We start from the raw sequence: 22045 nt of genomic DNA, 5'->3' as shown, positions 1-22045 counted from the left end.
CCGTCACGTTGGCAATCCCCCGCCAGACAATTTGGCAATGCCCGCAGCACAAATCGACCTTACAGATTTGACTCGGGCCGGGTTCCTCAAATCACTTAGCGCCAAGGGGCCAGCGCGCATCGGGTTTCCGCTGACACCCGGCTCGCGGCTGTTTCCCAGCCTGATCACCGACAGTGCCCCGCAGAGGATCAGCCCCGCAACCGATCCATGAACACTTCGAAATGGCGCCGGGCGAGCACCGCCGCCAGCGACGACGAGGTGTCGCGCGGGGCGATCAGGGCCAGCGACAGCGGCGGCAACGCGGGCCCCCTTAGCGGGATCTCATCAAGACCGGGTTCGGGGCGCTCGGGCAGGCCCGCACAGACGGCGATCAGGCCATGGCCGCAGCCTTCGCGTACCAGCGCGCGCAATACCTCGGTGCTGTCCGCCGTGATCGCCGCCAGCGGTTCGACGCCCGCGCGCGCCGCGGCGATGTCGTGTATATCGCGCAGCGGGCTGCCCGCGCCGGGCAACAGCACCGGCTTGCTGAAAAACCGCCCCAGCGACACGCTCTGACGCGCGCGCCCGTCGGAGGGCAGCAGCGCCAGCACCCGGAACGGCACCTCGCGCAGCACCGACACCCCCGGCAGCGGGCGCGGGCTGAAGGTCAGGCCCAGATCCGCTTCGCCGTCGATCACCCTCTGGCGGACGTTGTCCGACCCGGACACCCGCAGCGACAGGGTGATCTTCGGATGCGCCGCCCGGAACGCCGCCAGCGCCCGTGGCAAAAGCCCCGAGGCCGCGTCCTGCGGGGCGGCGATGCGCACCTCGCCGCGGCTCAGGCCCTTGAGCTCTTCGATCTCGGCCGACACCGCGCGCATGTCGCGCCGCCAGCCGCGCATCCGGTACATCAGCAATTCCCCGGCCGAGGTCAGGCGCACGCCCCGAGGGTGACGCTCGAACAAGGGAACGCCCAAATCTTGCTCGGCGCGCAGCAATTGCTTGTCGATGGCCGAGGCGGAAACGTTCAGAACCTCGGCGGCGCGCCGGATCGATCCAAGCCGCGCGATTTCTTCCATATATCTGAAAAAGCGTGTGAAAAACACTTTCTGCACTGGCTGTGACGTCCCATTCTGGCCCCGCTGATGCCAACATTTCAGAGCGTTGAGAAAAATTCAACGCCGCGTGGGATTCTTGGCGTTTGTCATTTGCCTGTCATGTTGGAATGTTGCCCCGAAACACCCACTCCACCGGAGGCCGCCTTGCGCCTGATCGCGCCCCATCACTACGACGTCGAGATCGCCGGCAAGACCGAGCGTCTGCCGATGCTGGCGCTGGATGAGCAGCGCGCCATCGCCCTGCTGATGGACATCGACATGGGGCTGGCCTTTGCCGATCGCGCCGGGCGGGCGCTCGCCGAGCGCTTTGCCGCGCTCAAACCCGACGTCGTCGTCGGCAGCGCCACGCTTGGCATTCCGGTAGCGATGGAGGTCAGCCGCCACCTTGGCCTTGACCGTTACCTGATCTTGCAGAAATCGCCCAAGTTCCACCTTGCCGATGCGCTGTTCGAACCGGTGCGCTCGATCACCTCGGACACGCCGCAGCGCCTGATGCTGGATCGCCGCCAAGTGCCGCTGCTTCAGGGGCGCCGCGTCGTGGTGGTGGATGACGTGATTGCCACCGGCGCCAGCATTGCCGCGTCGATGCGGCTGGCGCGGCGCGCCGGGGCCACGGTGCTGGCCGCCGGAACCATCCTGACCGAGGGCATCGCCTGGCGCGAGGCGCTCGGCGAAGACGCCGCGCTGGTGCACCGGCTGGGCCGCATCCCGCGCTTTTTCATCGCGGGCGGCGCGGCGCAAATCGACCCCGCCAGCCTTGAACCGGACATGCTGGCGGACACGGAGCCCACGCCCATGCCCCACTGACATCATCGGGCAGGCCGGGAAGGGAGGAGCCCGGCCTGCCCCGTCATTTCGCCCCGAACCGGGCGCAAGCAGAAGGGCGGCACGCGTCCCTCATCTCAACCGCAACAGGGAATCCTCCTATGACCACACAGACCCTTTCCAAGGATGGCGGCTCCAGCCTCTTTCCGATCGTGCTTTCCATCGTCGCCGCCGCCGCCACCGGCGTGCTCTGGGCCTATGCCAACCCGATCCAGCTGGTGCCCGGCGTGATCCAGTGGCGCATCTTTGCGTTTCTGCCGCCGCTGGTCGGCATCCTGCTGGGCTGGAAAAGCGGCTTTATCTGCGGCTATCTCGGCACCATCGTCTGGTCGCTGCTGGCGGGCACCTTCATCCCGGCGCATTCGCTGATCGTCGATGGCATCATGGTCGGCCTGACCGGCCTCGTGCCCGGCCTGCTGTTCAGCCCCGCCAAGACCAGCTTTGACAAAAGCGCGCTGATCCGCATTGCGCTGGTCTGCCTTGCCGTGGGTCTGGCGATGGTGGTCGCAGTGTCCGCCAGCCTTGCCGCTCTGGGGATCTTTCCGTTCTGGTGGGCGGTTGGCTACCTCGGCCTGTCCGACATCGTGCCGATGCTGATCGGAACGCCGCTGCTGGTGGTGCCCGCGCTCAAGATCCTGACCGCTGCGCACCCCTCCGGGTTCAAGCGCTTCTAATGCTGCTGAACGTTGACAAACTGACGCTGGGGTTCGGCACTGCCGAGCCCCTTGTGCAGGACGCTGACCTTGCCCTTGGCGAGGGCCAGCGCCTGCTGATTTGCGGCGCGACCGGCAGCGGGAAATCGACGCTGGCCATGGCGCTGGCGGGAATCATTCCGCAGATCCTGCCGATCCCGCAATATTCCGGGCGCGTGTCGCTCGCAGGCGAAAACGTGACCGCCCTGCCCCACGCCGCGCTGTTTTCGCGCCTTGGCTATGTTGCCCAATCCGCCGAAGACCAGCTCTGGGATCTTTCGGTCGAAGACATCATCGCCTTTCCGCTGGAAAACCGCGCCCTGCCCCGCGCGCAGATCCGCGAGCGCGTGCGCGCCTTGATGACACAGCTGCAGCTGACGGCGCTGGCCGGTCGCCGGGTGCTCACCCTGTCAGGGGGCGAGCGGCGCATGGTCGTGCTTGCCGCAGCTCTTGCCTCGCAACCCACGCTGGTGGTGCTGGACGAGCCGACCACCGGGCTGGACCCGGCGGCGCGCGCCCGCCTGTGCGACGCGCTTGTCGAGGCTGCGGCGCATGTCTCGGGCATGATCGTCACCGAACAGGATGCCAGCGCGCTGGCCCCGGTTTGTAGCGACCTCGCGCTGCTTTCGGGGGGCAAACTGGCGGCCCCGCGCGCCCTTGGCCCGGCGCTGGACGACGCCGCGCTATGGACTGGCGCCGGCCTTCTGCCGCCCCGCCGCCCCACGCCCGCCCGCACGCCGCCCGCAACCGGCCCCGAGCTGCTGGCCGTCGCCGGCCTGCGCACAAGGCTGACCCGCGCTGACGGCGCACCGGTGCTGGAAAACGCTGAACTGTCGCTGAAGGCGGGCGAGGTGCTTGCCGTGATCGGGCGCAATGGCGCGGGCAAGACAACGCTGATGAAATCGATACTCGGCCTCGCCCCCGCCGCGGCTGGGCGCATCGTGCTGGGCGGCACCGATGCCACCGGCTGGACCATCGCGCGCCGTGCCCGCCACATCGCCTATGTGCCGCAATCCATGCGCCAGATCCTGTTCCACATGAGCGTGGCCGAGGAAATCGACTTTGCCCGCTCCATGGGTGCGGGCGATGAAGACACCGCAACCGTGCTGGCCCGCTACGGGCTTGCCGGGCATGAGGAAACCAACCCCTTTGCCCTGTCGGCGCGCCAGCAGGGCCAACTCGGGCTGGCCTGCGCCGATGCGTCGGGGGCGGCGATCGCCATCGTCGACGAACCGCTTCTGGCCCGCGATCTGCACGGGCGTGCCCTGCTGGAAACCTTCCTGTCGCGCATGACCGGATCGGGGCGCGCGGTGATGCTGATCTCGCATGATCTTGATCTTGTCGATGACGTGGCCACGCGCCTTGCCATCGTCGCGGATGGCCACATCCAGCAGGATGGCCCGGTGCCCGAGGGCTGGCACAGCCCGGCCTTTGCCGCCCTTGGCTGGCCTCTGCCCCGCGCCCATCAAAGGACTGCCGCATGAGCCGCCTTGCCGATCTCAATTTCTTTGCCAAGCTCGGCGCCGCCTTTGCCCTGATGATCCTCGCCTGGCTGGCGCCGGACTGGCGCTGGGGCCTGCCCTATGCGGCGCTGATCGTCGCTGGGCTGGTGCTGGTCCGGGTGCCCGGCTTGCGCGGCTATCTCAAGGGGGCCGGGCTGCTGACCCTGATGGTGATCGTCAGCTGGATGATCAACCTGACGATCCAAGGGCTTGCCCCGCTGGACGCGCTTGGCGTCGCCGCAAAGATGGCCGCGCGTCTGGTGGCCACCACGGCGCTGTTCTATTTCGTCATGGAAACGTCGAGCCCCGGCGCCATTCTGGCGGCCTGCTCGGCGGCGCGGCTGCCGCCCATCGTCACGCTTGTGCTGTCGCTGCTGTTTGGCATCATCCCGATGCTGCGCGATGAATTCGAACGCATCGCCGATGCACAGCGCGCCCGCGGCATGGAAATCGACGACGTGAGCTTTCTGCGCAAACTGCGCTTTGCCCTCGCGCGCGGCGTGCCACTGCTGGTGCAGGCCATTCGCACCGCCCACGCCATTTCCTTCTCACTCAGCCTTTACGGATTCGACCTTGGCACAAAGCGCAGCACATGGCGGCGCGTCGGCTGGTGGATCGAACCCGCGATGTCCTTCAGGGAGCCCCATAAATGAAAGACCAGACCGCCGCACAGACCTGGCATGTCGATGTCGAAGGCTTCGGCCTCGATCTGCCGATCGTGCCGATCAACCCCGAATTCGCGATCTCTCTGATGATGGTGATCGACCTTGGCGTGCGCTTTGGCGCCCATGTCGGCGAACGGCTCGCGGCGAAAATCGCCCCGATGAAGCCTGACATCATCGTCGGCCCCGCGACGCTGGGCATTCCCGTCGCCATTGAGGTGACGCGGGCGCTTGGCCTTGATCACTACGTTGTGCTGCAAAAATCGCCCAAGCTGCACCTGGCGGATGCGCTGGTGCAAACGCTGACCTCGATCACGTCCAAGGGCGAGCAGCGCATCCTGCTGGATCGCGCGGCGATCCCGCTGATCGCGGGCAAACGGGTTGTGGTGGTCGATGACGTGGTGGCTTCGGGCTCCAGCCTCAAGGGGGCGCTGGATCTTGTACGGCAGGCGGGCGGCAACCTCGTCGGCGCCGGAGTCATCCTGACCGAAGCGCAGGACTGGCGCGAAACGCTCGGGCCGGACGCGGACGGTTTGGTGTCGCTGGCGCATATCCCACAATTCGCCCCGGATGCGGATGGCCGCTGGCAGCCGATCCCGGGGACCTGAAGCCGCAAAGGGGGGGCCGCGCGCAGCGGTCATTCAGGGGCAGGCCCCATAGGGGATCGCTGCGCGGCAGGAACACGCAGCTTTGCATCTGGTGTCTTCACGGGACGCGTCGCGGGAGCGTTCCGGTCAGATAGCTCATGTCTGACAGCTGATCGCTCACGGGCAACAGGCTCGGCGCCGCGCATGAGAAAAAGGAGCGCCCCGGTCAGGGCGCCCCTTTTGGGTTAAGTGTCGTTCCAAAACAGGCGCTTCGCCCGTCTGGCACGGCCATGGATCAGCTGTTGAAGTTGCGGATCAGCGCCTCGGCACGAAATTTCGCCTCGGCGGCGCTGCCTTCGTCCGAAACCACCTGCCATGCGGCGACCGCTTCGGAGTTGCTCAGCGAAGCAACGTCAGCGTTCGGAGCAATCTGCGACAGGGCTTTGCGGGCTGCGTCGCCGGTGTTGTTGGTCTGGGCCGACGCGGCGCCCGAAAGAGCGGCGGTTGCGGTGATGGCTGCGGCGGCAATGAGAGCGATGCGGTTCATGTGAAGTCTCCGATATATGGTTATGTGCGTCTGTGTTCGACGTTTCCGTCTTGTGGGGTAGATATCGGTCGCATGGCCCGAGGTTTCAAATCACAGGATCGCTCTCGCGCGCTCTTGGGGATGTGAGAAATCTGGGTGGAACAAATGTCCATCACCAGATGTAACTTCATATCCTTATGTTTCGAAGAGATATTTTTTCATCAGCCGAGCTGCCTGCACAGCTGTCCGTGTAACATTCACCGCCAATGCGGCTTGTTTTCGGGCATCACACCATTTCTGTGCGCCAGCGCACCGAGTAAGGAGAGGCTTGGCAATCCCCACCTAGTGAGGCACGCGTTGGAGTTCCGAACCGCAATCGAACAGCTGACCCCGAACCGGGCGCATATGCCGTCTGCCCCGCATCTTTGCCGCGCAAAATCCGCAACGGGTCCGCCTGATGCACAGCGCAACTCAGGCACAGCAGAGGACGGTGACGCGGCGCAATATGATCCGAGAACCTCGCCCGCTTTCGCTGCCCAACGGTCGCGTCCGTCACCCCGACGTCAAGAGGCCCGGCGCGGCGGGCGATGGCCTCGTCGTTGTCCTGTCTCCCGCCGCTGTCAGCTCGTGCGGCTTGGCCGCAGCAAGAGCGCCGCCGCCCTGTGCGCTGCGAAACCCCGGCATTCAGGGTGAAGCAAGGCACGACGTCTGTATCGTCTTGCGGCAGATTTGCCCCGATGGTTCCGGCAGCGGTCACAAAGATGTGGAACGGGGGCCGCGCGCCGCCCGTCTCACATCAAAGCCATGCGCCCAGCCGCTACCCCAGCATTCCGGTATCGCCGCAGACCGACAGCGCCTGCCCCGAAATGGTCGCCCCGCGCGGGCTTGCAAGATACAGCACCTGATCGGCAAGCTGCTCGGGCGTCACGTATTGCTTGATCGAGGTGCGCGAAAACGCGTCGCGTTCGGCCTCTTCAAAGCTGATGCCCTGCGCTTGCGCCCGCGCCTCCAGCACCCGGCGCTGGCGTTCTCCGGCCACCAGACCGGGCAGCAGCGCGTTGACCCGGATCGCGTCGGGGCCAAGCTCGATCGCCATGGATTTCGTCAACCCGATCACCCCCCACTTGGCCGCCGCATAGGGGCTGCGCAGGCGGAACCCCAGCCGCCCCGCCAGAGACGAGACATTGACGATGGACGCATTGTCGCTGGCCCGCAGATGCGGCACCGCACGGGCGGTGGTCAGGAACTGGCTGGTGAGGCAGATGGCAAGGCATTGCTCGACCTCTGCCAGATCCAGCTCTTCGATCCGGCCCGTCGGCCCGGCGATCCCGGCGTTGTTCACAAGGCAATCGATGCCGCCCAGCTGCGCCGCCGCCGCGTCCATGAACGCGCCAAGCGCGGCTTTGTCGGAGACATCGACACGGGTGCGGAACACCGCGTCGGGCAGGCTGGCAAGCCCGGCCTCGTCGATATCGCAGGTGGCAACGCGCGCCCCTTCGGCCAGAAAGCCTTCGACGATGGCGCGGCCGATGCCGTTGGCGCCAGCGGTGACGATCACCCGCGCGCCGGTCAGATTCAGATCCATATTCGGGTCCTTTATTGTGAGGTAAACACCAGCGACAGCCACGGCAGGAAGCTGATGATCAGCAGATCCACCAGCAGGATGGCGACAAAGGGAATGACCCCTCGCGCGATCTGTGGCACGCCGATGCGCGCGATGCTTGAGGCGATGAACAGGTTCAGCCCAACCGGCGGCGTGAACATCCCCATGGCAAGGTTGACCACCATGATGACGCCGAAATGCACCGGGTCGAACCCGAAGGTAAGCGCGATGGGCAGCAGGATCGGGGTAAAGATCAGGATGGCGGCGGCGGCTTCAAGGAACATCCCCACCAGCAATAGCAGCAGGTTCACAAGGATGATGAACAGCCACGGGCTGTCGATGGCCCCCACCACGAAATCGGAGATCACGCTAGGCACCCGCAGTTGCAGGATGATCCGCCCGTAAAGCCCGGCCGCCGCGATGATCGACAGCACGACCGCCGAGGTCACGGCGCTGGTGCGCAGTATGCGCGGGATCGCCCGAAGCGGCAATTCGCGGTAAATCACGCCGCCCACGATCAGCGCATAGACCACCGCAACCACCGCCGCTTCGGTCGGGGTGACGATGCCGCCATAGATGCCGCCAAGGATCAGCGCGGGCATGGCCAGCGCCAGCAAAGCCTTCCACCCGGCCACAAGGATTTCGCGCAACGATGTCGGCTCTCCGGGGGCGGTCTGCATGCCTCGGGCGTGGAAAAACGCATAGATCAGCAGCGAAACCACCACCAGCGCGCCCGGCAGCACCCCGGCAAGGAACATATCCCCCACCGACTGGTTGGCCGAGATCGCATAGAGGATCAGCGGGATGCTTGGCGGAATGATCACCCCCAGCGCCCCCGACGCGGCCTGGTTCGCCGCCGCGTAGCGTTTGGAATAGCCCTGCGTCACCATCGCCGGGATCAGGATCGCGCCGACAGCGGCGGTGGTCGCCGCGCCCGACCCGGAAATCGCCGCAAAGAACGCCGAAGTGACGATCGCCACCATCGCCAGCCCGCCGGTCATCGACCCCACCAGCGTCTTGGAGAAATTCACCAACCGGGCGGAAATCCCGCCCTCTTGCATCAGGTTGCCCGCAAGGATGAAGAACGGGATCGCCAGCAGCGGAAAGGAATTGACCGAGCGGATCATTTCCTGCGGGACGATCAGCAGCGGCATGATGCTGCCCTGCCAGATCGTCGCGATGGCGGCGAGCCCCAGCGCAAAGGTCACCGGCACGCCGACGATCAGCAGCAGCAGCAAAGAGCCGAACAAAAGCGCGATCATGCCGAGCCCTCCCCGTCGAGCGCCGGGTCATCCCGCAGCCCGGCGAAATCTTCGGCAAGGATCGCCACCGCGTTCAGCAGCATCAGCGCCGCCCCGGCAGGCATCGCACCATAAAGCCACGCCATCGACACCCGAGTGCTGGGCGCGACCTGCATCGCCACGCGCTGCGTGATGTTCAGCCCTTCGCTCAGCAGCACATAGGCAAACAGGCACGACGCCGCCGCCACCACGATGCGCAAGACCCGCGCCACCCGTGGCCCCGACAGCGAGGTCAAAAGATCGACCGAAATCAGCGAGCCATAGCGATAGGCATAAGCGGCCCCCAGCATGGTCATCCAGACCATGGAAAACCGCGCCACCTCTTCGGAAAAGCTCAGGGAATCGCCCATCACATAGCGGGCGAACACCTGCCAGCTGATGAGCACCGTCATGACAAGGATCAGCCCGGCCAGCAGCCAGCCCACGATCCAGTTGATGCCGTCCACTGCGCGGACGGTCATGCGCAGCGCGCCTTGCATCTTGCTACCTCGGGTCGGGGGGACAGATAAGCGCGCCGAACGGGTCCGCCGGCGCGCCGTTGTGATCAGTTGGTGGCGGGCTCGAAACTCATGGCCGCATCGACCAGTTCGGCGCCAACCTGATCCTTCCACTTCTCGATGACCGGGGCGACCGCCTCGCGGAACGGGGCCAGATCGGGGCGGGTGACTTCCATACCCAGTTCCTGAAGCTCCCCGAGATACTTCTCTTCCATCGCCACCGAAGCTTCGCGCTGCACCGGTCGTGCCAGCTCTGCCGCTTCCAGCAGGATCGCCTGATCCTCGGGCGAGAGCGAGTCAAACAGCGCCGCACCGATCATGAAGGGCGCCGGGGAATAGACGTGCTGGGACATGGTCAGATAGTCCTGCACCTCGTAAAAGCGCACATCGTAAATTGTCGGCACCGGGTTTTCCTGGCTTTCCACAACGCCTTGTTGCAGCGCGGTGAACACCTCGGTCCATGCCATGGGCGAGGCATTGGTGCCAAGCGCTGTCCAGGTATCCACCTGCACCGAGCTTTCCTGCGTGCGGTGCTTGATGCCCTTGAGATCCTCCAGCGTATTGATCGCACGCACGGAATTGGTCTCGTGGCGGAAGCCGTTTTCCATCCATGTCAGCACCTTGACCCCGGCTGCCGCTTCGATCACGCCCGCCAGTTGGTCACCATATTCGCTGTCAAGAAAGCCATGCGCATGGGCGTGGTCCTTGAACACATAGGGCAGGTCGAACAGCATGAATTCCGGGGCAAAACCGCCCATCGGCCCGGTCGAGGTGATGCCCATGTCGATCAGGCCAAAGCCCATGCCCTCGACCACCTCGCGCTCGGCCCCGAGCGCATTGTCGTAATGCGGGCGGATGGTCAGACGACCCTCGGAAAGCCGCTCCAGCTCTTCGCCGAATTTCAGCACCCCCACGGCGTGGTGGCTCTCGGCTCCCAGCGGCAGGCTGACATCGAATGTGCGGGTCTCCTGCGCCAGCGCAGAGGTGCCGAGCAGCAGCGCGGCGGATAGGGTCAGTGTGAAATGCTTCATGATCAAGGGCCTCCCGTCCCTCTTCCTCCTCGGATCGTTCCGGGGATCAAAGTGTGATCTCACTTAACGCTAATTCAATACATCCTCGGCGGTCAATCAAAATATTTATCATGTTTTTATGGACTTTATGAAATTATCACTCGTATCATGATGAAACCGAGATCACACTTAGAGGCATGATTCACCGTGAGCGGCGCATGATCAACACGCAGGAAATGGACGGATGGGCGCGGCTTGGGCCGCTGGCGCTGCGCGAGGGGGAAACCGCGCAGGCGCAGATCTATGCCTGCCTGCGCGAGGCGCTGATTTCCGGCTATTTTCAACCGGGCGAGGAAATCAGCCTGCGCCGCACCGCCGCCGTTCTGGGCACCAGCGTAACCCCGGTGCGCGAGGCGCTGCGCCAGCTGGAATCCGATGGCGGGCTCGAGGTCTGGGGCGGCAACCGCGTGCTGCGCGTGCCGATCCTGACCGAGGCAGAACTGAACGATATCCGCGACATCCGGCTGGAACTCGAAGGGTTCGCCGCCACGCTCGCCATCGAAAAAATCACGGCGGCGCAGATCCGCATCATCGCCAACGCCTGCGCGATGATGCGCCGCGCCGCGGATGAGCGCAACGCCGACCGCTATCTGGAAAGCAACTGGCGGTTTCACAAGCTGATCTACCGCGCCGCCGAACGGCCCGTGCTGATGGGGGTGATCGAAGGCATGTGGCTGCGGGTTGGCCCGCTGATCCGCCACGCGGTGACCTCGCCCAACCATTTCGCCCGGTCGATGGAAAGCCACGACCTTGCCGAACAGGCGCTGCGCGACCGCGATGCCGACGCCCTGCGCGCGGCCATCGTCAAGGATATTTCCGATGCCGCAATCGATCTTGGCGCGACGCTGAAACAGAATGAGGGCGGCGCGGACTGATCCCGCCGCCAGAGGAGGAGACCACATGACACCAACCGTTGCCATCATCGGCTGCGGCCTGATCGGCCGCGCATGGACCATCGTCTTTGCCCGCGCGGGATGCCCCGTCCGGGTCTGGGATGCCAACCCCGAGGTGCTGCAGGGCGTGCGCGGCGCGCTAAAGGCGATGTGCGACGAGGCCGGCGAAGACCTTGGCATTCTGGACAACGTCACCACCCATCCCGACATGGCCGGTGCGCTGGAAGGCGCGGCCTGGGTGCAGGAAAACGGCCCCGAAAAGCTGGACATCAAGCGCGCCATCTATGCCGATCTGGATCGGCTTGCCGCGCCGGACGCGGTGCTTGCCTCGTCGAGCTCCGCATTGGTGGCGTCGTCCTTCAACGACGGCCTGTCCGGGCGCGGGCGCATCCTCGTCGCCCATCCGGTCAACCCGCCGCACGTGATCCCGGTGGTGGAACTGTGCCCCTCGCCGGACACCACCCCCGAGGTCATGGACCGCGCCGAGGCCTTCATGACCTCGGTGAAACAGGTGCCCGTGCGCATGAGCGCCGAGATCGACGGCTTTGTGCTCAACCGTCTTCAGGCGGTGTTGCTGGCAGAATCGCTGCGGCTGGTGGCCGAGGGCATCGTTACGGCAAAAGGCGTGGACGACACGCTGCGCCACGGGCTTGCCCAGCGCTGGGTACTGCTGGGCGCGCTGGAAACCATCAACCTCAATGCGCCGGGCGGCGTGGCCGACTATCTCGACCGCTACGGCCCGACCATGGCGCGCCTGTCCGATGGCGCCGCGCGCGGCGAAGCCTTCACCCCCGAGGTGGCGAGGCAACTGGCAAGCGCCCTGCCCGCGCCCGAGCGCGTCCCCGAGCTTACCGCGCGGCGAGACCGCGACCTGACCGCGCTCGCCGGCTTCCTGCAAACACTGACCCAAAAGGACTGATCCCATGGCCCCCAAACGCAAGGTCATCATCACCTGCGCCGTCACCGGCGCGATCCACACCCCGTCGATGTCCGAATACCTGCCGGTCACCGCCTCCGAGATCGCCGAGGCCGCCATCGGCGCCGCCGAGGCGGGCGCAGCGGTGGTCCACCTGCACGCGCGCGATCCTCAGGACGGGCGCCCCGATCAGAGCCCCGAAGCCTTCGATCCGTTTCTCAAGGTCATCAAGCAGCGCTCTGCCTGCGTGGTGAACATCACCACCGGCGGCGCGCCGACGATGAGCATTCAGGACCGCGTGCGCCCGGCCAACACCTGGAAACCCGAGCTGGCCTCGCTCAACATGGGCTCGATGAATTTCGGACTGTTCCCGATGCTCGGGCGCTTTGATGCGCAGCTCAAACACCAGTGGGAACGCGACTACCTTGGCAACAAGGGCATCCTGTTCCGCAACACCTTCGAAGACATCGAACATATCATCACCACCCTGTCGGCCCATGGCACCCGGTTCGAATTCGAATGCTACGACACGGCGCATCTTTATAACCTCAAGCATTTCTTCGATGCCGGGCTGGTAAAGGGGCCGCTGTTCATCCAGACGGTGTTCGGGCTGATGGGCGGCATCGGCGCGCATTACGACGATGTCATGCATATGAAGCGCACCGCCGACCGGCTGTTCGGCGATCAGTACCGCTGGTCGGTGCTGGGCGCGGGGCGCAACCAGCTGTCGATCGCGGCGATTGCCGCGGCGCTTGGCGGGCATGTGCGCGTCGGCCTTGAAGATTCGCTCTGGGCCGGGCCGGGTAAGCTGGCCAAGACCAACGCCGAGCAGGTCACCGCCGCGCGCCAGATCATCGAAGGGCTGGGGCTTGAGATCGCCACCCCCGACGAGGCGCGCGAGCTTCTGGCGCTCAAGGGTGCCGACGTGGTCGGGTTCTGATCTCCCTCTGTGATCGAACCTCTGCAAGAATGACGCCACCCTCGCCAAGACCGCCGGGGTGGCGCCGACTTTTGGGCCGATAACAAGGGCATCACCCGCAACCCGGCGGCACGCCGCGATGCCTTGATGACCGTGCCTGCGCCCAGCCGATGACTGCACAGCCCCGCGCCGACAGGTGGCAAACCCACCGGTCGATCTGTGGATGCCCGGCCAAGGCGCTTGTGAAAAACACCTTTACGTCAGATACTTAACCGAACGAGTCCCGCCCTCCCCCCTCCCCGGCTGGCGCAGCGACCAACCCCGACCACAAGATGCGGACAAAACACTTGTCCGAATCCGAGAAACGGGTCATTAACTTACGCTATAAAGCGAAAAACACGGCGCAAAGCGTAACAACCGCACAGCGCCCGAGAACACAGAGGGCAGGATGCGCAGGCAGACACGCATCGACCAGCTTGTCGGCACCCACGCCGAGAAGCTTTCCGAACGGTTGCAGGCTCATCGGGCGCAGCTGTTTCCACCGCATGCGCGCAAGACCTTGCGCAAGTTCACCTCTGGCGAGGTGGCCGCGCTGCTTGGGGTCAAGGATGCCTATCTTCGCAAGCTCAGCCTCGACGGCAAGGGCCCGCAGCCGGAAACCGGCGCTGGCGGACGGCGGCTGTATTCCGCCGAAGATATCCTCGCGCTGCGCCATTTCCTCGACGGGCGGTCCAAGGCCACCTACCTGCCCGGACGCCGCCCCGCCCCCGAAGGCAGCGGTCGCAAATACGACGATCCGCTGCAGGTGATCACCGTGATCAACTTCAAGGGCGGCTCGGGCAAGACCACCACCTCGGCGCATCTGGCACAGAAATGCGCGCTCGATGGCTACCGGGTGCTGGCAGTGGATCTGGACCCGCAGGCGTCGCTGTCGGCGCTGCACGGGTTTCAGCCGGAATTCGACCTGCTCGACGGCGGCACGCTCTACGATGCCATCCGCTATGTCGACCCGGTGCCGCTGCGCGAGGTCATCCAGCCCACCTATTTCCCCTCGCTCGATATCGTGCCCGGCAACCTCGACCTGATGGAATTCGAGCACGAGACCCCCCGCGCCATCATGGAAAAAGACGGCGGCACCTTCTTTACCCGCATCGGTGACGCGCTGGCGCAGGTGCAGGACGATTATGACCTTGTGATCATGGACTGCCCGCCGCAGCTTGGCTTTCTGACCATGTCGGCGCTGTCGGCGGCCACCGCCGTGCTGGTCACCGTGCATCCGCAGATGCTCGACGTGATGTCGATGTGCCAGTTCCTGCTGATGACCTCGAACCTGCTCGAAGTGGTGGCCGAGGCGGGCGGCGACATGTCCTATGACTGGCTGCGCTACGTCGTCACCCGTTACGAGCCCGGCGACGGGCCGCAAAACCAGATGGTCAGCTTCATGCGCTCGCTGTTCGGCGAACATGTTCTGAACCATACCGTGCTGAAATCCACCGCGATTTCCGACGCGGGCATCACCAAGCAGACGCTCTACGAGGTCGAGCGCAGCCAGTTCACCCGCGCCACCTACGACCGGGCGCGCGAAAGCCTCGATTCCGTCAACGGCGAGATCGAAGCACTGGTCCAGCAGGCATGGGGACGCTGACATGGCACGCAAGAACCTTCTCGGCGGCTTGATCGCAGACAGCGCCTCCGGCGGCGACGATGCAGAAAAACCCGCCCGCGCGCCGCGCTACAGCAAGGGCGCCATCGGCGCCGTATCGCAAAGCATCGCCGATCTGAAAAACCGCGCCATCCTCGAAATCGATCCGTTCCAGATCTCCGAAGGCGGGCTGCGCGACCGGGTCGAACATGACGAAGACGCCCATGCCCAGCTGATGCAATCCATCCGCGAGCATGGCCAGCAGGTGCCCATCCTCGTGCGCCCCGACCCCGAGACCGAGGGCCGCTATCGCATCGTCTACGGTCGCCGCCGGGTGCTGGCGCTGCGCGACCTTGGACAACCCATAAAAGCGATGGTGCGCGATCTCGATGACCGCGAGGCGATTCTGGCGCAGGGGCAGGAAAACTCCGCCCGGCGCGATCTGAGCTTTGTCGAAAAGGCGAATTTCGCCCGGCAGATGCGCGATGCGGGCTATGATCGCAAGGTGATCTGCGACGCGCTGTCCACCGACAAGACGCTGATCTCGCGCTTGCTGCAGGTGGCCGACACCCTGCCCGTCGAGCTGATCGAACATATCGGCGCGGCGCCCGGCATCGGGCGCGACCGCTGGCTAGCGCTGGCGGCGCTTTGGGGCGCGCAGGATCTCGACGCGCAGGATGGCATCGCCATGCTGGCAGTGCAGGCCAACGCGCGCTCCGATGCGCGGTTCGAGGGGCTGTTCGGCTGGCTGGAAAAGCGCGGAGGGGCAAAACCCGCGCCCTCCCCTGCCCCGCGTCCGGTGCCACAGAAACGCGCGCTGACCCGGGCAGACGGCAAGACGCTTGGCCAGGTCATACGCCGCGGCGACACCCTGCGGATCGAGCTGTCGCGCAAGGCCGCCGGTGGCTTTGACGACTGGCTGGCGGAAAATATTGAAGAGATTCATCGCGACTGGCTTGCCACGCGCGACGAACAGGGGCGCTAGCCCCGCACGAGCAGGAAACCATTTTAACAGGAGGCACGAAAAGACAAGGAAACAGTAAAGAAAAAGCCCCCCAGAACGACGTTCCAGAAGGCTTTCCCTGATATGTAGCAATCTCAAGGTAGCCTCTATCGTTGACAGCTGTCAACAGCGGTTCGTCTGAACCGGGCGGGAAATCCTTGTCCCGTGACATGACATGACCTACCAACAACTTGCCCCGTTCGGGGGCGGGCCGGTGTCGCTTGGCCAACTGGTCGCCGCCCGCAACGCCGGGCGCAGCGCGTCGCCCGCCCCTGCCCCGGTGTCCAAATGGGACGTGCTGCGGGATCTTGGCGTCGCCCGGCGCGCTTTTGGCCTGTCGGATCGTGACCTTTCGGTGTTGCAGGCGCTGCTGACTTTCCTGCCCGGCGATCAGCTGAGCGGCGAGGGCCAGATCGTTTTCCCGTCGAACGCCCGGCTGTCCGAACGCAGCCATGGCATGGCGGAAAGCACCCTGAGACGACATCTTGCGGCGCTGGTTCAGGCCGGGGTACTGCTGCGCCGCGACAGTCCGAACGGCAAGCGCTATGCCCGACGCTCTGGCGATGGTGGTATCTCGCGCGCTTTCGGCTTCGACCTTGCCCCCTTGCACCGCCTGTCCGGCCGTATCGCCAGCCTCGCCGAACAGACGCGCACCGAGTCCGCTGAACGGCGCGCCCTACGCGAGGATTGCGTGCTGCTGCTGCGCGACTGTGCCGCGCTGGTGCTGTGCCTCCAGGCCGAGGGGATCCAGATCGACCCGGTCGACGAGCAGCTGCACCTCAGCCGCCGCACCTTGCGTCGCAAACTTGATCGCTCCGCGCTTGAAGCGCTGCGGGCAGAATTGCTTGCCCTGCAAGAGAGCTTGCTGAGCACCCTTCCACAAGACGAGCCCCTGGAATCCACCGCCGAAGCGCCCCTTGTGACGTCTGAAATGAGCGGCAGCGGCAGCCAGAATGAGCGGCACCATAAGAATTCAGAAAAAGAAGATACTGAATCAAATCCCCCTGTTCGCTTGGCAACCATCCGTCACGTCTGCCCAGAACTGAAAAGCTATTCCCAGACCGGGTTGAACAATTGGGAGGATGTGATTGGCACAAGCAAAACCATTGCCCCGATGATCGGCATCGGTCGAGCCGTCTGGAACGAGGCCTGTACCGCGATGGGCCCGCTAAACTCCGCGATCAGCGTCGGATACATTCTGCAACGCCTGGATAAGATCAAATCTCCCGGCGGCTATATGCGACAGATTGCCAGGAAAGCGCGGTCCGAAGCCTTCAGCCTACGGCCAATGGTTGCGTCCCTGTTGACAGCTGTCAACTCGACCCCATTTCCCGGGACGAAGGCGTTGCGGCCCAGCCTACAGAACTGAATTTCGAGCGAAAGAACGTCCTTTGAATCCCATACGCAAGGCCGGTCGATTGGCCGTACCCAGAAAGCGGAAGGATCAACCGACATACGCCTTGAGCAATCGCAGCCGGTCTTCAGCATAGCGGATGATCTGCTCAGAAATCGCTATGGGAAACCCCTCGGGCAGCCGGTTCCGTGCCCGGCTCAGAGCGGCCGGCGCATGATCAACCAGCTCCCTGAACGCGCGTTGTCGCGCCTCCAGCGGCACCCCGGCACGTTTTGCGGTTTCGTCGAAATGACGCGGCACGATCTGGTCAAGGCGGTAATGCCCGCGCCGTCCCACAGACATGGCGAGCTGAAAATCCTTGTGGCGCACCGTCGCGCGCAGATGGTCGGGCGCGGCGCTGATGATGTCATAGAGCGGCGCCAACCGGAAACCGTCACCCTCCAGAAAGATCGAGAAATTCTTGGCATGGCCGTCAATCGCCGCGATCATCCAGTTGAAGATATGCGCTTTCAGAAAGCTTGCCTGATCGTCGATCGGGGTGTCCGATTGCTGCAAAAGCGTCAGGCAGTCGGCCATCGAAGGCCCGCCATGCTGCTGGTATTTCAGCGCGGAAGGCAGCCCCATCGCTTGCAGAAAATCCTCTTGCGGGACGCGAACCAGCCCGCCGGCGGGTCTGACCCTGCGGTCGAACCGGCTGACGACAAGGGTGGTCTGATCCTCGAATTGCCTGATATCGGCTTCTGCCGCGTCCAGCCCCATTTCGCGGGCGAGCAACAGGCAGAAGAACTCGTTCTCGACGCTGTCGCGCAGATCGAGACCGCCGCCGATGAGGCCCATCGGGCGTTTGAAGATGTGGGTCGTCGGGGTCAGACCGACAGGGCGGAGCCAACGCGCGCCCTGATTGAGATAGGCGGTTTTTTCCTGCGCCCCGGCAAGCGAGATGCGGAAGGCTTCGCCCGGAGCCATACCAAGCGGCATGGTGCCAAGCGCCCGCAGGGTCGCGGCGATCTGCGCATCGGTTTGCGGTGTGCCTTCGATCCGGAACGGATCGCCGGGCTGGGCTCCGTGCGGCAGAAACTGCATCGCGCCCACGCAATCCTGCCCGATGACCGCCAGCAGGTCATGGGGGCGGGCACTGCGCGCATCTGTGCGCTCGGCAATGGCCTGGCGCAGGGCGGGCCCATCGGGAAGCAGGTTTTCGAACACCGCATCGACGCTGTCGCCGGTTTGCGTTTCATCGCTCAGGGGCAGGGCGCGCGAGATCGGAAACCGGTAGGGCCAGTCGAGCCAACCCTGATCATAGCGAAACTGCGCGCCCGCTGATGGGCGGTAGCCATATGTTCCGGCAAGCCGCCCGTTGAGGTAGACGTCAAGCTTGCGGGTCAGGGCAGGGCGCCCCATCAGAAGATGTCTTCCGGGCGGGGACGGGCAGTCTGCCCGGGGGCGCCGCGCCGGGGCATCAGGCCAAGATCAAGGTCGAGGGCTGCGACAACCGCCAGCAACAGGCTGAGTTTCGGCTCATGCGCAGCGGTTTCGATGCGTGAGATCTGGCGCGGATCTGTGCCTGACAAACGCGCCAGATCGCCTTGCGACCAGCCTCTGGCCTTGCGGGACCGGCGGATTTCCCGGCCAAGCGCCACAGCGTCGCGAAACGGGATCTGGTCCATGCGAGCCTCTTGCCAAATTTGTAGTATTTCCTGTTTATGCCATGCGTGTAGAAAAAACAATATACTACAAGTTTGGCGTATTCTGGGTTTATGCCAGGTTTGTAGAAGGCCTCGGCGCACAGCCCTCCGCGGCATCAGGTGCCGGGGGAGGGGCTGCCAGAACCCATCCGAATCCAGCGAGATTTGCGGAATTGGAGCCCGCGACACCAGTGCAGTTGCGTCCGGACTGAGCGTGTCGCGTCAGTCCTGCGCCTTGGTCATGATGGCCTTTCAATCGGCCTGGACAAGATCCAGCGCCCGCGTGCCGCCGGACCAGGAGGCATCCATATCATAGATAACCCCCGCGCGCTTACCTGATATCTGCGAGATCGCGGCCCCGTCCGGCAGGATGGGTTGCTCGCCCTTCGAGGCGATTGGGGTCCGTTCCTGCACCAGCTCGTGCTGCTATGACTGTTGTCCGGTCCGGCGGGGTGGCGCGCTGTGCTCAGAGTCCTGCGGCTTTGGTGAGGTTGACGCGGAAGCGGTCGCGGCGGCGTTGGTAGCGGCGGGTCATTTCGGCGGAGGCGTGGCCGAGGTGTTTTTGCACGTGGCGCTCATCGACCTCGGCGGAGCTGGCCAGACCAGCGCGCAGGGAATGCCCCGAGAACAACGCCAGACGCTCGGCCTCGGGCAGCTCGGGGCGCAGGCCGGCCTCCAGCACGGTGCGCTTGATCAGCCGGGCGACGTGCCGGTCGTTGAGCCGGGTCTGCAGCGCGCGGGTTCCATCCCGCGATGTCGCCACGAAGATCGGCCCGAAATCGATTTTTGCGAAATGCAGCCATTGCTCCAGCGCCTGCACCGGGCAGGTCAGATCCGACGACCCACGCCCGACTTCGACCTCGCGCCAGCCGGTCTTGGCGTTCAGCGTCAGCAGAGCGCCGCCCGCCATGATCTCGACCCAGCCGCGGCTGTGCGGGGTGTCATCCTTGTGGACATCGAGCCCGACGATTTCCGAGCGCCGCAAGCCGCCGGCATAGCCCAGCAACAGCATCGCCCGGTCTCGCAGCCCGCGCAGATCATAGGGCAGGGTGGCTGTCATGGCGCGGATATCCTCGGGGAGGATCGCGGCCTTTTGCACCGGCGGGCGCGCATGTCGGCGCTTGATGCCGGCCAACACCGTGGCGATATGGCGGTTCTTGCGATCGAGGGCGAAGCCGCGCTGTGTGTAGTTCCAGGCGAGGCCCGACAGGCGGCGATCGATGGAGCTGACGGCGAGGGCCGGAGCGCGCCCGGACGGCGCGGCGAGATCGGCCAGATAGATCCCGATCATCTCGGGGCAGGGCGGCAGCGGCTCGGTGCCCTTCTTTCGGCACCAGCGGGTGAATTGCGCCCAGTCTTTGCCGTAGGCCTTGAGGGTGTTGTCGGAGGCCGCGGCGCGGGCATAATCGCGCGCCGTGTCGACGAGCCGGTCCAATGCGCCCGATCCTGCCACATGGGCGGGCAGGGTGAGAGCCTCGCGGGGCGCCGGAGCCTCCTCCTTGCCGAGGGGCGCATCTGGTGCTGGTGATTTGTCCGTCTCGGAGGCCATGTTTCCCCGCAAACCCGTTGCGTTTCGAACCGGGCGGCAGGCGGCCACGCGATGTCCGATAAGGCAAACTTATTAGACATAGCTGCGTCTGACAAGATGCGGCGGTTTTAGTGCGATTTTCTGGCAAAAATCGCCGTTTCGAGATAGGCTTCGGCCATGACATTTGCCCGACCGGATCACATCAGCGACCTCGACGCGTTACCCCAGATGCCCGCCTGGCTTCCCTCGGCGGGCGCGGAAGTCATTGAATATGCTGCTTTCTTCTCAGGTGCGGCGCTGAGTCACCTGCATTTTGTGATGCGACGCCAAGAGGTGCCGCACGCCTTGTTGCGGGACAGGCTGGCGTTGTGTGCTGCGGCAGCTTGTGTCGCGTTCTCCGGGCGTCCGGAGCGTGCCGCAGAGCTGCGCGACTCGATCCACCTTCTGCGCCCCGGCGACCTGCCGGGACCGGCGGGGGAAACCTGCCTGGCCTGGCGCCGGGCTGCCGAACGGCCCCTCTCGGTCAAGGCGCTGGCCCGCGCGCTGCCGGGAATTGAGCCGGGGCAGATCGCCACATGGCTCGACGCGCGCCGCGGAACGCCGGTGACCCGTGCGGCGATGGTTCTGGAGGCGGTGCTGTCCGATGCGCCGCGCGCGCAGGCGCCGGCGCTGGTGCTTGCCGATGCCGTCCTCGCGCAGGCGCTTGGTTGGCCTCATCTGGTCCCGCTGCTGGCCGCGGGCCTGAAGCGAGCCGATTTGCGGAAGCAGGGTGATGACCTACGGCTGGCCTGTCATCGTTCGCTGACTGGATCGATCTCTGAAGCCGTTCGCCTCGAAACTGCGAGCCAAGGCAGCAGGGGAGGCCGTCGAGATGTTCCTGACCCGCGACGCGGTCGCGCCTGCGGCCTTGCCGTTGCCGGATCGTGCCGCCCGGCGACTCTGCGATCGGCTGGTCGATCTCGGTGCGGTGCACGAACTGACGGGCCGCGACACCTTCCGGCTCTACGGGGTCTAAGCGATGGCGAAGGATCGACGCGACCCTGAACTTGACCGCGAGCTGGCGGACCTGCCGCCGGAGCTGCGCTGGCGCGAATGGATGCGGCGGATCGAGGCGGTGCTCTTTGCCTCTGCCTCGCCTGTGCCGCGCGAGGATCTGGCGCGGATCGTGGGGCAGGGGGCCTCGGTCGACCTTCTGGTTGGGGGTCTCGCCGCCGATCTCGAGGGCCGGGCCTTCGAGATCGCCCGGGTCGGCGGTGGCTGGATGTTCCGGACGCGGGCGGCCTACGCGCCCGCGATCCGCGCAGCGGCAGATGTTGGCGACCAGCTACTGGATCTGAGTGAATTCGACGTCGCGGTGCTGGCGGCCATCGCCTACCACCAGCCAATCACCCGCGACGGGTTGAAGGACATCTTCGGCAAGGAGATCAGCCGTGACCTGATCGGAAAGCTGCATGCGCGAGAGCTGATCGGGACCGGGCCAAGGGCTCCGCGGCGTGGCGCGCCATATACCTTCGTTAGCACCGAGCAGTTTCTTGTCGCCTTCGGGTTGGAGAGCCTTCGCGATCTTCCCGATCGGGAGCAGTTGGAGGATGCGGGGGTTGCAGCGGAAGCACCATAGGTCGATTTCGGGTTGAATGTCGTTGATCTTTTCGAGCGCTAAGGCGCTGAAACAAAAAAAACATTTTTTCCCGCATCTTCGTGTCTTTCCGGGCTCCGCTGCCATCGCCTAGGGTCAGGATGCAT

At 65.0% G+C, this 22045-nt stretch carries 22 protein-coding genes and 2 pseudogenes; 14 read left to right on the top strand and 10 right to left on the bottom strand.

Features of this window, described 5'->3' with window-relative positions; translation table 11 throughout:
• Nucleotides 1–211, top strand: a pseudogene (locus tag KO516_RS05270) (hypothetical protein); the annotation flags it as partial.
• On the opposite strand, the gene KO516_RS05265 reads toward KO516_RS05270, so the two are convergent.
• Nucleotides 189–1058 (bottom strand): LysR family transcriptional regulator, encoded by an 870-nt coding sequence (locus tag KO516_RS05265; protein WP_216002764.1) that lies wholly within the window; start codon nucleotides 1056–1058, stop codon nucleotides 189–191. The pseudogene KO516_RS05270 and the gene KO516_RS05265 overlap by 23 nt on opposite strands.
• Before the next feature lie 183 nt (nucleotides 1059–1241).
• On the opposite strand from KO516_RS05265, the gene KO516_RS05260 reads away from it, so the two are divergent.
• From KO516_RS05260 to KO516_RS05240, 5 genes are all read left to right on the top strand, one after another.
• Nucleotides 1242–1904, top strand: a complete 663-nt coding sequence (locus tag KO516_RS05260; protein WP_216002763.1) for a phosphoribosyltransferase family protein — start codon at nucleotides 1242–1244, stop codon at nucleotides 1902–1904.
• A gap of 119 nt (nucleotides 1905–2023) precedes the next feature.
• A complete protein-coding gene (locus KO516_RS05255) occupies nucleotides 2024–2596 on the top strand; it encodes an aminotriazole resistance protein (protein WP_216002762.1) in 573 nt (190 codons plus the stop codon).
• Entirely contained in the window at nucleotides 2596–4098 is a 1503-nt protein-coding gene (locus tag KO516_RS05250) for an ABC transporter ATP-binding protein (RefSeq protein WP_216002761.1), read from the top strand. Before KO516_RS05255 ends, KO516_RS05250 begins: the two co-directional genes overlap by 1 nt.
• Nucleotides 4095–4769, top strand: coding sequence for an energy-coupling factor transporter transmembrane protein EcfT (locus KO516_RS05245; protein WP_216002760.1), 675 nt, complete (start codon nucleotides 4095–4097; stop codon nucleotides 4767–4769). The genes KO516_RS05250 and KO516_RS05245 overlap by 4 nt, the downstream gene beginning before the upstream one ends.
• Entirely contained in the window at nucleotides 4766–5386 is a 621-nt protein-coding gene (locus tag KO516_RS05240) for a phosphoribosyltransferase family protein (protein ID WP_216002759.1), read from the top strand. Before KO516_RS05245 ends, KO516_RS05240 begins: the two co-directional genes overlap by 4 nt.
• Before the next feature lie 274 nt (nucleotides 5387–5660).
• Here KO516_RS05240 and KO516_RS05235 read toward each other — a convergent pair whose 3' ends face one another.
• The 5 genes from KO516_RS05235 to KO516_RS05215 form a co-directional block, all read right to left on the bottom strand.
• Complete coding sequence (locus KO516_RS05235; RefSeq protein WP_216002758.1) at nucleotides 5661–5912, bottom strand: hypothetical protein; 252 nt, start codon at nucleotides 5910–5912, stop codon at nucleotides 5661–5663.
• Nucleotides 5913–6708: 796 nt separating this feature from the next.
• Nucleotides 6709–7476, bottom strand: coding sequence for an SDR family oxidoreductase (locus tag KO516_RS05230; RefSeq protein WP_216002757.1), 768 nt, complete (start codon nucleotides 7474–7476; stop codon nucleotides 6709–6711).
• Between the two features lie 11 nt (nucleotides 7477–7487).
• A complete protein-coding gene (locus KO516_RS05225) occupies nucleotides 7488–8756 on the bottom strand; it encodes a TRAP transporter large permease (protein WP_216002756.1) in 1269 nt (422 codons plus the stop codon).
• On the bottom strand, nucleotides 8753–9256 hold the full coding sequence (locus tag KO516_RS05220; RefSeq protein WP_252737414.1) for a TRAP transporter small permease: 504 nt from the start codon (nucleotides 9254–9256) through the stop codon (nucleotides 8753–8755). The genes KO516_RS05225 and KO516_RS05220 overlap by 4 nt, the downstream gene beginning before the upstream one ends.
• A gap of 83 nt (nucleotides 9257–9339) precedes the next feature.
• Entirely contained in the window at nucleotides 9340–10323 is a 984-nt protein-coding gene (locus tag KO516_RS05215) for a TRAP transporter substrate-binding protein (RefSeq protein ID WP_216002754.1), read from the bottom strand.
• 197 nt (nucleotides 10324–10520) lie between these two features.
• On the opposite strand from KO516_RS05215, the gene KO516_RS05210 reads away from it, so the two are divergent.
• The 6 genes from KO516_RS05210 (at nucleotide 10521) to repC (ending at nucleotide 17104) form a co-directional block, all read left to right on the top strand.
• Nucleotides 10521–11237, top strand: a complete 717-nt coding sequence (locus tag KO516_RS05210) for a GntR family transcriptional regulator (RefSeq protein WP_216002753.1) — start codon at nucleotides 10521–10523, stop codon at nucleotides 11235–11237.
• Between the two features lie 25 nt (nucleotides 11238–11262).
• Nucleotides 11263–12174: a 3-hydroxyacyl-CoA dehydrogenase NAD-binding domain-containing protein gene (locus KO516_RS05205; RefSeq protein WP_216002752.1), complete on the top strand. Its 912-nt coding sequence runs from the start codon at nucleotides 11263–11265 to the stop codon at nucleotides 12172–12174.
• Nucleotides 12175–12178: 4 nt separating this feature from the next.
• The gene (locus KO516_RS05200) at nucleotides 12179–13111 is read left to right on the top strand and encodes a 3-keto-5-aminohexanoate cleavage protein (protein WP_216002751.1); all 933 of its coding nucleotides are present in this window, start codon (nucleotides 12179–12181) and stop codon (nucleotides 13109–13111) included.
• Between the two features lie 427 nt (nucleotides 13112–13538).
• Nucleotides 13539–14735: a plasmid partitioning protein RepA gene (gene repA, locus KO516_RS05195; RefSeq protein ID WP_216002750.1), complete on the top strand. Its 1197-nt coding sequence runs from the start codon at nucleotides 13539–13541 to the stop codon at nucleotides 14733–14735.
• Nucleotide 14736: 1 nt separating this feature from the next.
• The gene (gene repB / locus KO516_RS05190; protein WP_216002749.1) at nucleotides 14737–15717 is read left to right on the top strand and encodes a plasmid partitioning protein RepB; all 981 of its coding nucleotides are present in this window, start codon (nucleotides 14737–14739) and stop codon (nucleotides 15715–15717) included.
• A gap of 193 nt (nucleotides 15718–15910) precedes the next feature.
• Nucleotides 15911–17104, top strand: a complete 1194-nt coding sequence (repC, locus tag KO516_RS05185) for a plasmid replication protein RepC (protein ID WP_216002748.1) — start codon at nucleotides 15911–15913, stop codon at nucleotides 17102–17104.
• A 75-nt stretch (nucleotides 17105–17179) separates the two neighbouring features.
• Here repC and KO516_RS05180 read toward each other — a convergent pair whose 3' ends face one another.
• The 4 genes from KO516_RS05180 to KO516_RS05165 all read right to left on the bottom strand — a co-directional run bounded on the left by KO516_RS05180 (nucleotide 17180) and on the right by KO516_RS05165 (nucleotide 20323).
• Entirely contained in the window at nucleotides 17180–18490 is a 1311-nt protein-coding gene (locus KO516_RS05180; RefSeq protein ID WP_216002747.1) for a type II toxin-antitoxin system HipA family toxin, read from the bottom strand.
• Nucleotides 18490–18756 (bottom strand): helix-turn-helix domain-containing protein, encoded by a 267-nt coding sequence (locus tag KO516_RS05175; RefSeq protein WP_216002746.1) that lies wholly within the window; start codon nucleotides 18754–18756, stop codon nucleotides 18490–18492. The genes KO516_RS05180 and KO516_RS05175 overlap by 1 nt, the downstream gene beginning before the upstream one ends.
• A gap of 270 nt (nucleotides 18757–19026) precedes the next feature.
• Complete coding sequence (locus KO516_RS05170; RefSeq protein WP_216002745.1) at nucleotides 19027–19188, bottom strand: hypothetical protein; 162 nt, start codon at nucleotides 19186–19188, stop codon at nucleotides 19027–19029.
• Between the two features lie 52 nt (nucleotides 19189–19240).
• Nucleotides 19241–20323 carry a tyrosine-type recombinase/integrase gene (locus KO516_RS05165; RefSeq protein WP_216002744.1) on the bottom strand — a complete coding sequence of 361 codons (1083 nt, stop codon included), beginning with the start codon at nucleotides 20321–20323 and terminating at the stop codon, nucleotides 19241–19243.
• A 156-nt stretch (nucleotides 20324–20479) separates the two neighbouring features.
• On the opposite strand from KO516_RS05165, the pseudogene KO516_RS05160 reads away from it, so the two are divergent.
• Together KO516_RS05160 and KO516_RS05155 are read left to right on the top strand one after the other, a co-directional pair.
• Nucleotides 20480–21317: pseudogene (locus tag KO516_RS05160) on the top strand (DUF1403 family protein).
• Between the two features lie 3 nt (nucleotides 21318–21320).
• Nucleotides 21321–21920, top strand: a complete 600-nt coding sequence (locus KO516_RS05155; protein WP_216002743.1) for an SMC-Scp complex subunit ScpB — start codon at nucleotides 21321–21323, stop codon at nucleotides 21918–21920.
• Nucleotides 21921–22045 lie beyond the last annotated feature (125 nt).

The organism is Citreicella sp. C3M06 (assembly GCF_018860705.1).
In the GTDB taxonomy this organism is placed as follows: domain Bacteria; phylum Pseudomonadota; class Alphaproteobacteria; order Rhodobacterales; family Rhodobacteraceae; genus Salipiger.
This window is presented reverse-complemented; position numbering and strand designations above follow the sequence as displayed.

Coding starts and splice junctions, on each gene's coding strand:
- KO516_RS05180 (WP_216002747.1), bottom strand. CDS start 18,490: ATGGGGCGCCCTGCCCTGACCCGCAAGCTTGACGTCTACCTCAACGGG.
- repA (WP_216002750.1), top strand. CDS start 13,539: ATGCGCAGGCAGACACGCATCGACCAGCTTGTCGGCACCCACGCCGAG.
- KO516_RS05175 (WP_216002746.1), bottom strand. CDS start 18,756: ATGGACCAGATCCCGTTTCGCGACGCTGTGGCGCTTGGCCGGGAAATC.
- KO516_RS05250 (WP_216002761.1), top strand. CDS start 2,596: ATGCTGCTGAACGTTGACAAACTGACGCTGGGGTTCGGCACTGCCGAG.
- repC (WP_216002748.1), top strand. CDS start 15,911: ATGACCTACCAACAACTTGCCCCGTTCGGGGGCGGGCCGGTGTCGCTT.
- KO516_RS05205 (WP_216002752.1), top strand. CDS start 11,263: ATGACACCAACCGTTGCCATCATCGGCTGCGGCCTGATCGGCCGCGCA.
- KO516_RS05200 (WP_216002751.1), top strand. CDS start 12,179: ATGGCCCCCAAACGCAAGGTCATCATCACCTGCGCCGTCACCGGCGCG.
- KO516_RS05235 (WP_216002758.1), bottom strand. CDS start 5,912: ATGAACCGCATCGCTCTCATTGCCGCCGCAGCCATCACCGCAACCGCC.
- KO516_RS05165 (WP_216002744.1), bottom strand. CDS start 20,323: ATGGCCTCCGAGACGGACAAATCACCAGCACCAGATGCGCCCCTCGGC.
- KO516_RS05265 (WP_216002764.1), bottom strand. CDS start 1,058: ATGGAAGAAATCGCGCGGCTTGGATCGATCCGGCGCGCCGCCGAGGTT.
- KO516_RS05215 (WP_216002754.1), bottom strand. CDS start 10,323: ATGAAGCATTTCACACTGACCCTATCCGCCGCGCTGCTGCTCGGCACC.
- KO516_RS05240 (WP_216002759.1), top strand. CDS start 4,766: ATGAAAGACCAGACCGCCGCACAGACCTGGCATGTCGATGTCGAAGGC.
- KO516_RS05210 (WP_216002753.1), top strand. CDS start 10,521: ATGATCAACACGCAGGAAATGGACGGATGGGCGCGGCTTGGGCCGCTG.
- KO516_RS05225 (WP_216002756.1), bottom strand. CDS start 8,756: ATGATCGCGCTTTTGTTCGGCTCTTTGCTGCTGCTGCTGATCGTCGGC.
- KO516_RS05245 (WP_216002760.1), top strand. CDS start 4,095: ATGAGCCGCCTTGCCGATCTCAATTTCTTTGCCAAGCTCGGCGCCGCC.
- KO516_RS05155 (WP_216002743.1), top strand. CDS start 21,321: ATGGCGAAGGATCGACGCGACCCTGAACTTGACCGCGAGCTGGCGGAC.
- repB (WP_216002749.1), top strand. CDS start 14,737: ATGGCACGCAAGAACCTTCTCGGCGGCTTGATCGCAGACAGCGCCTCC.
- KO516_RS05220 (WP_252737414.1), bottom strand. CDS start 9,256: ATGACCGTCCGCGCAGTGGACGGCATCAACTGGATCGTGGGCTGGCTG.
- KO516_RS05230 (WP_216002757.1), bottom strand. CDS start 7,476: ATGGATCTGAATCTGACCGGCGCGCGGGTGATCGTCACCGCTGGCGCC.
- KO516_RS05255 (WP_216002762.1), top strand. CDS start 2,024: ATGACCACACAGACCCTTTCCAAGGATGGCGGCTCCAGCCTCTTTCCG.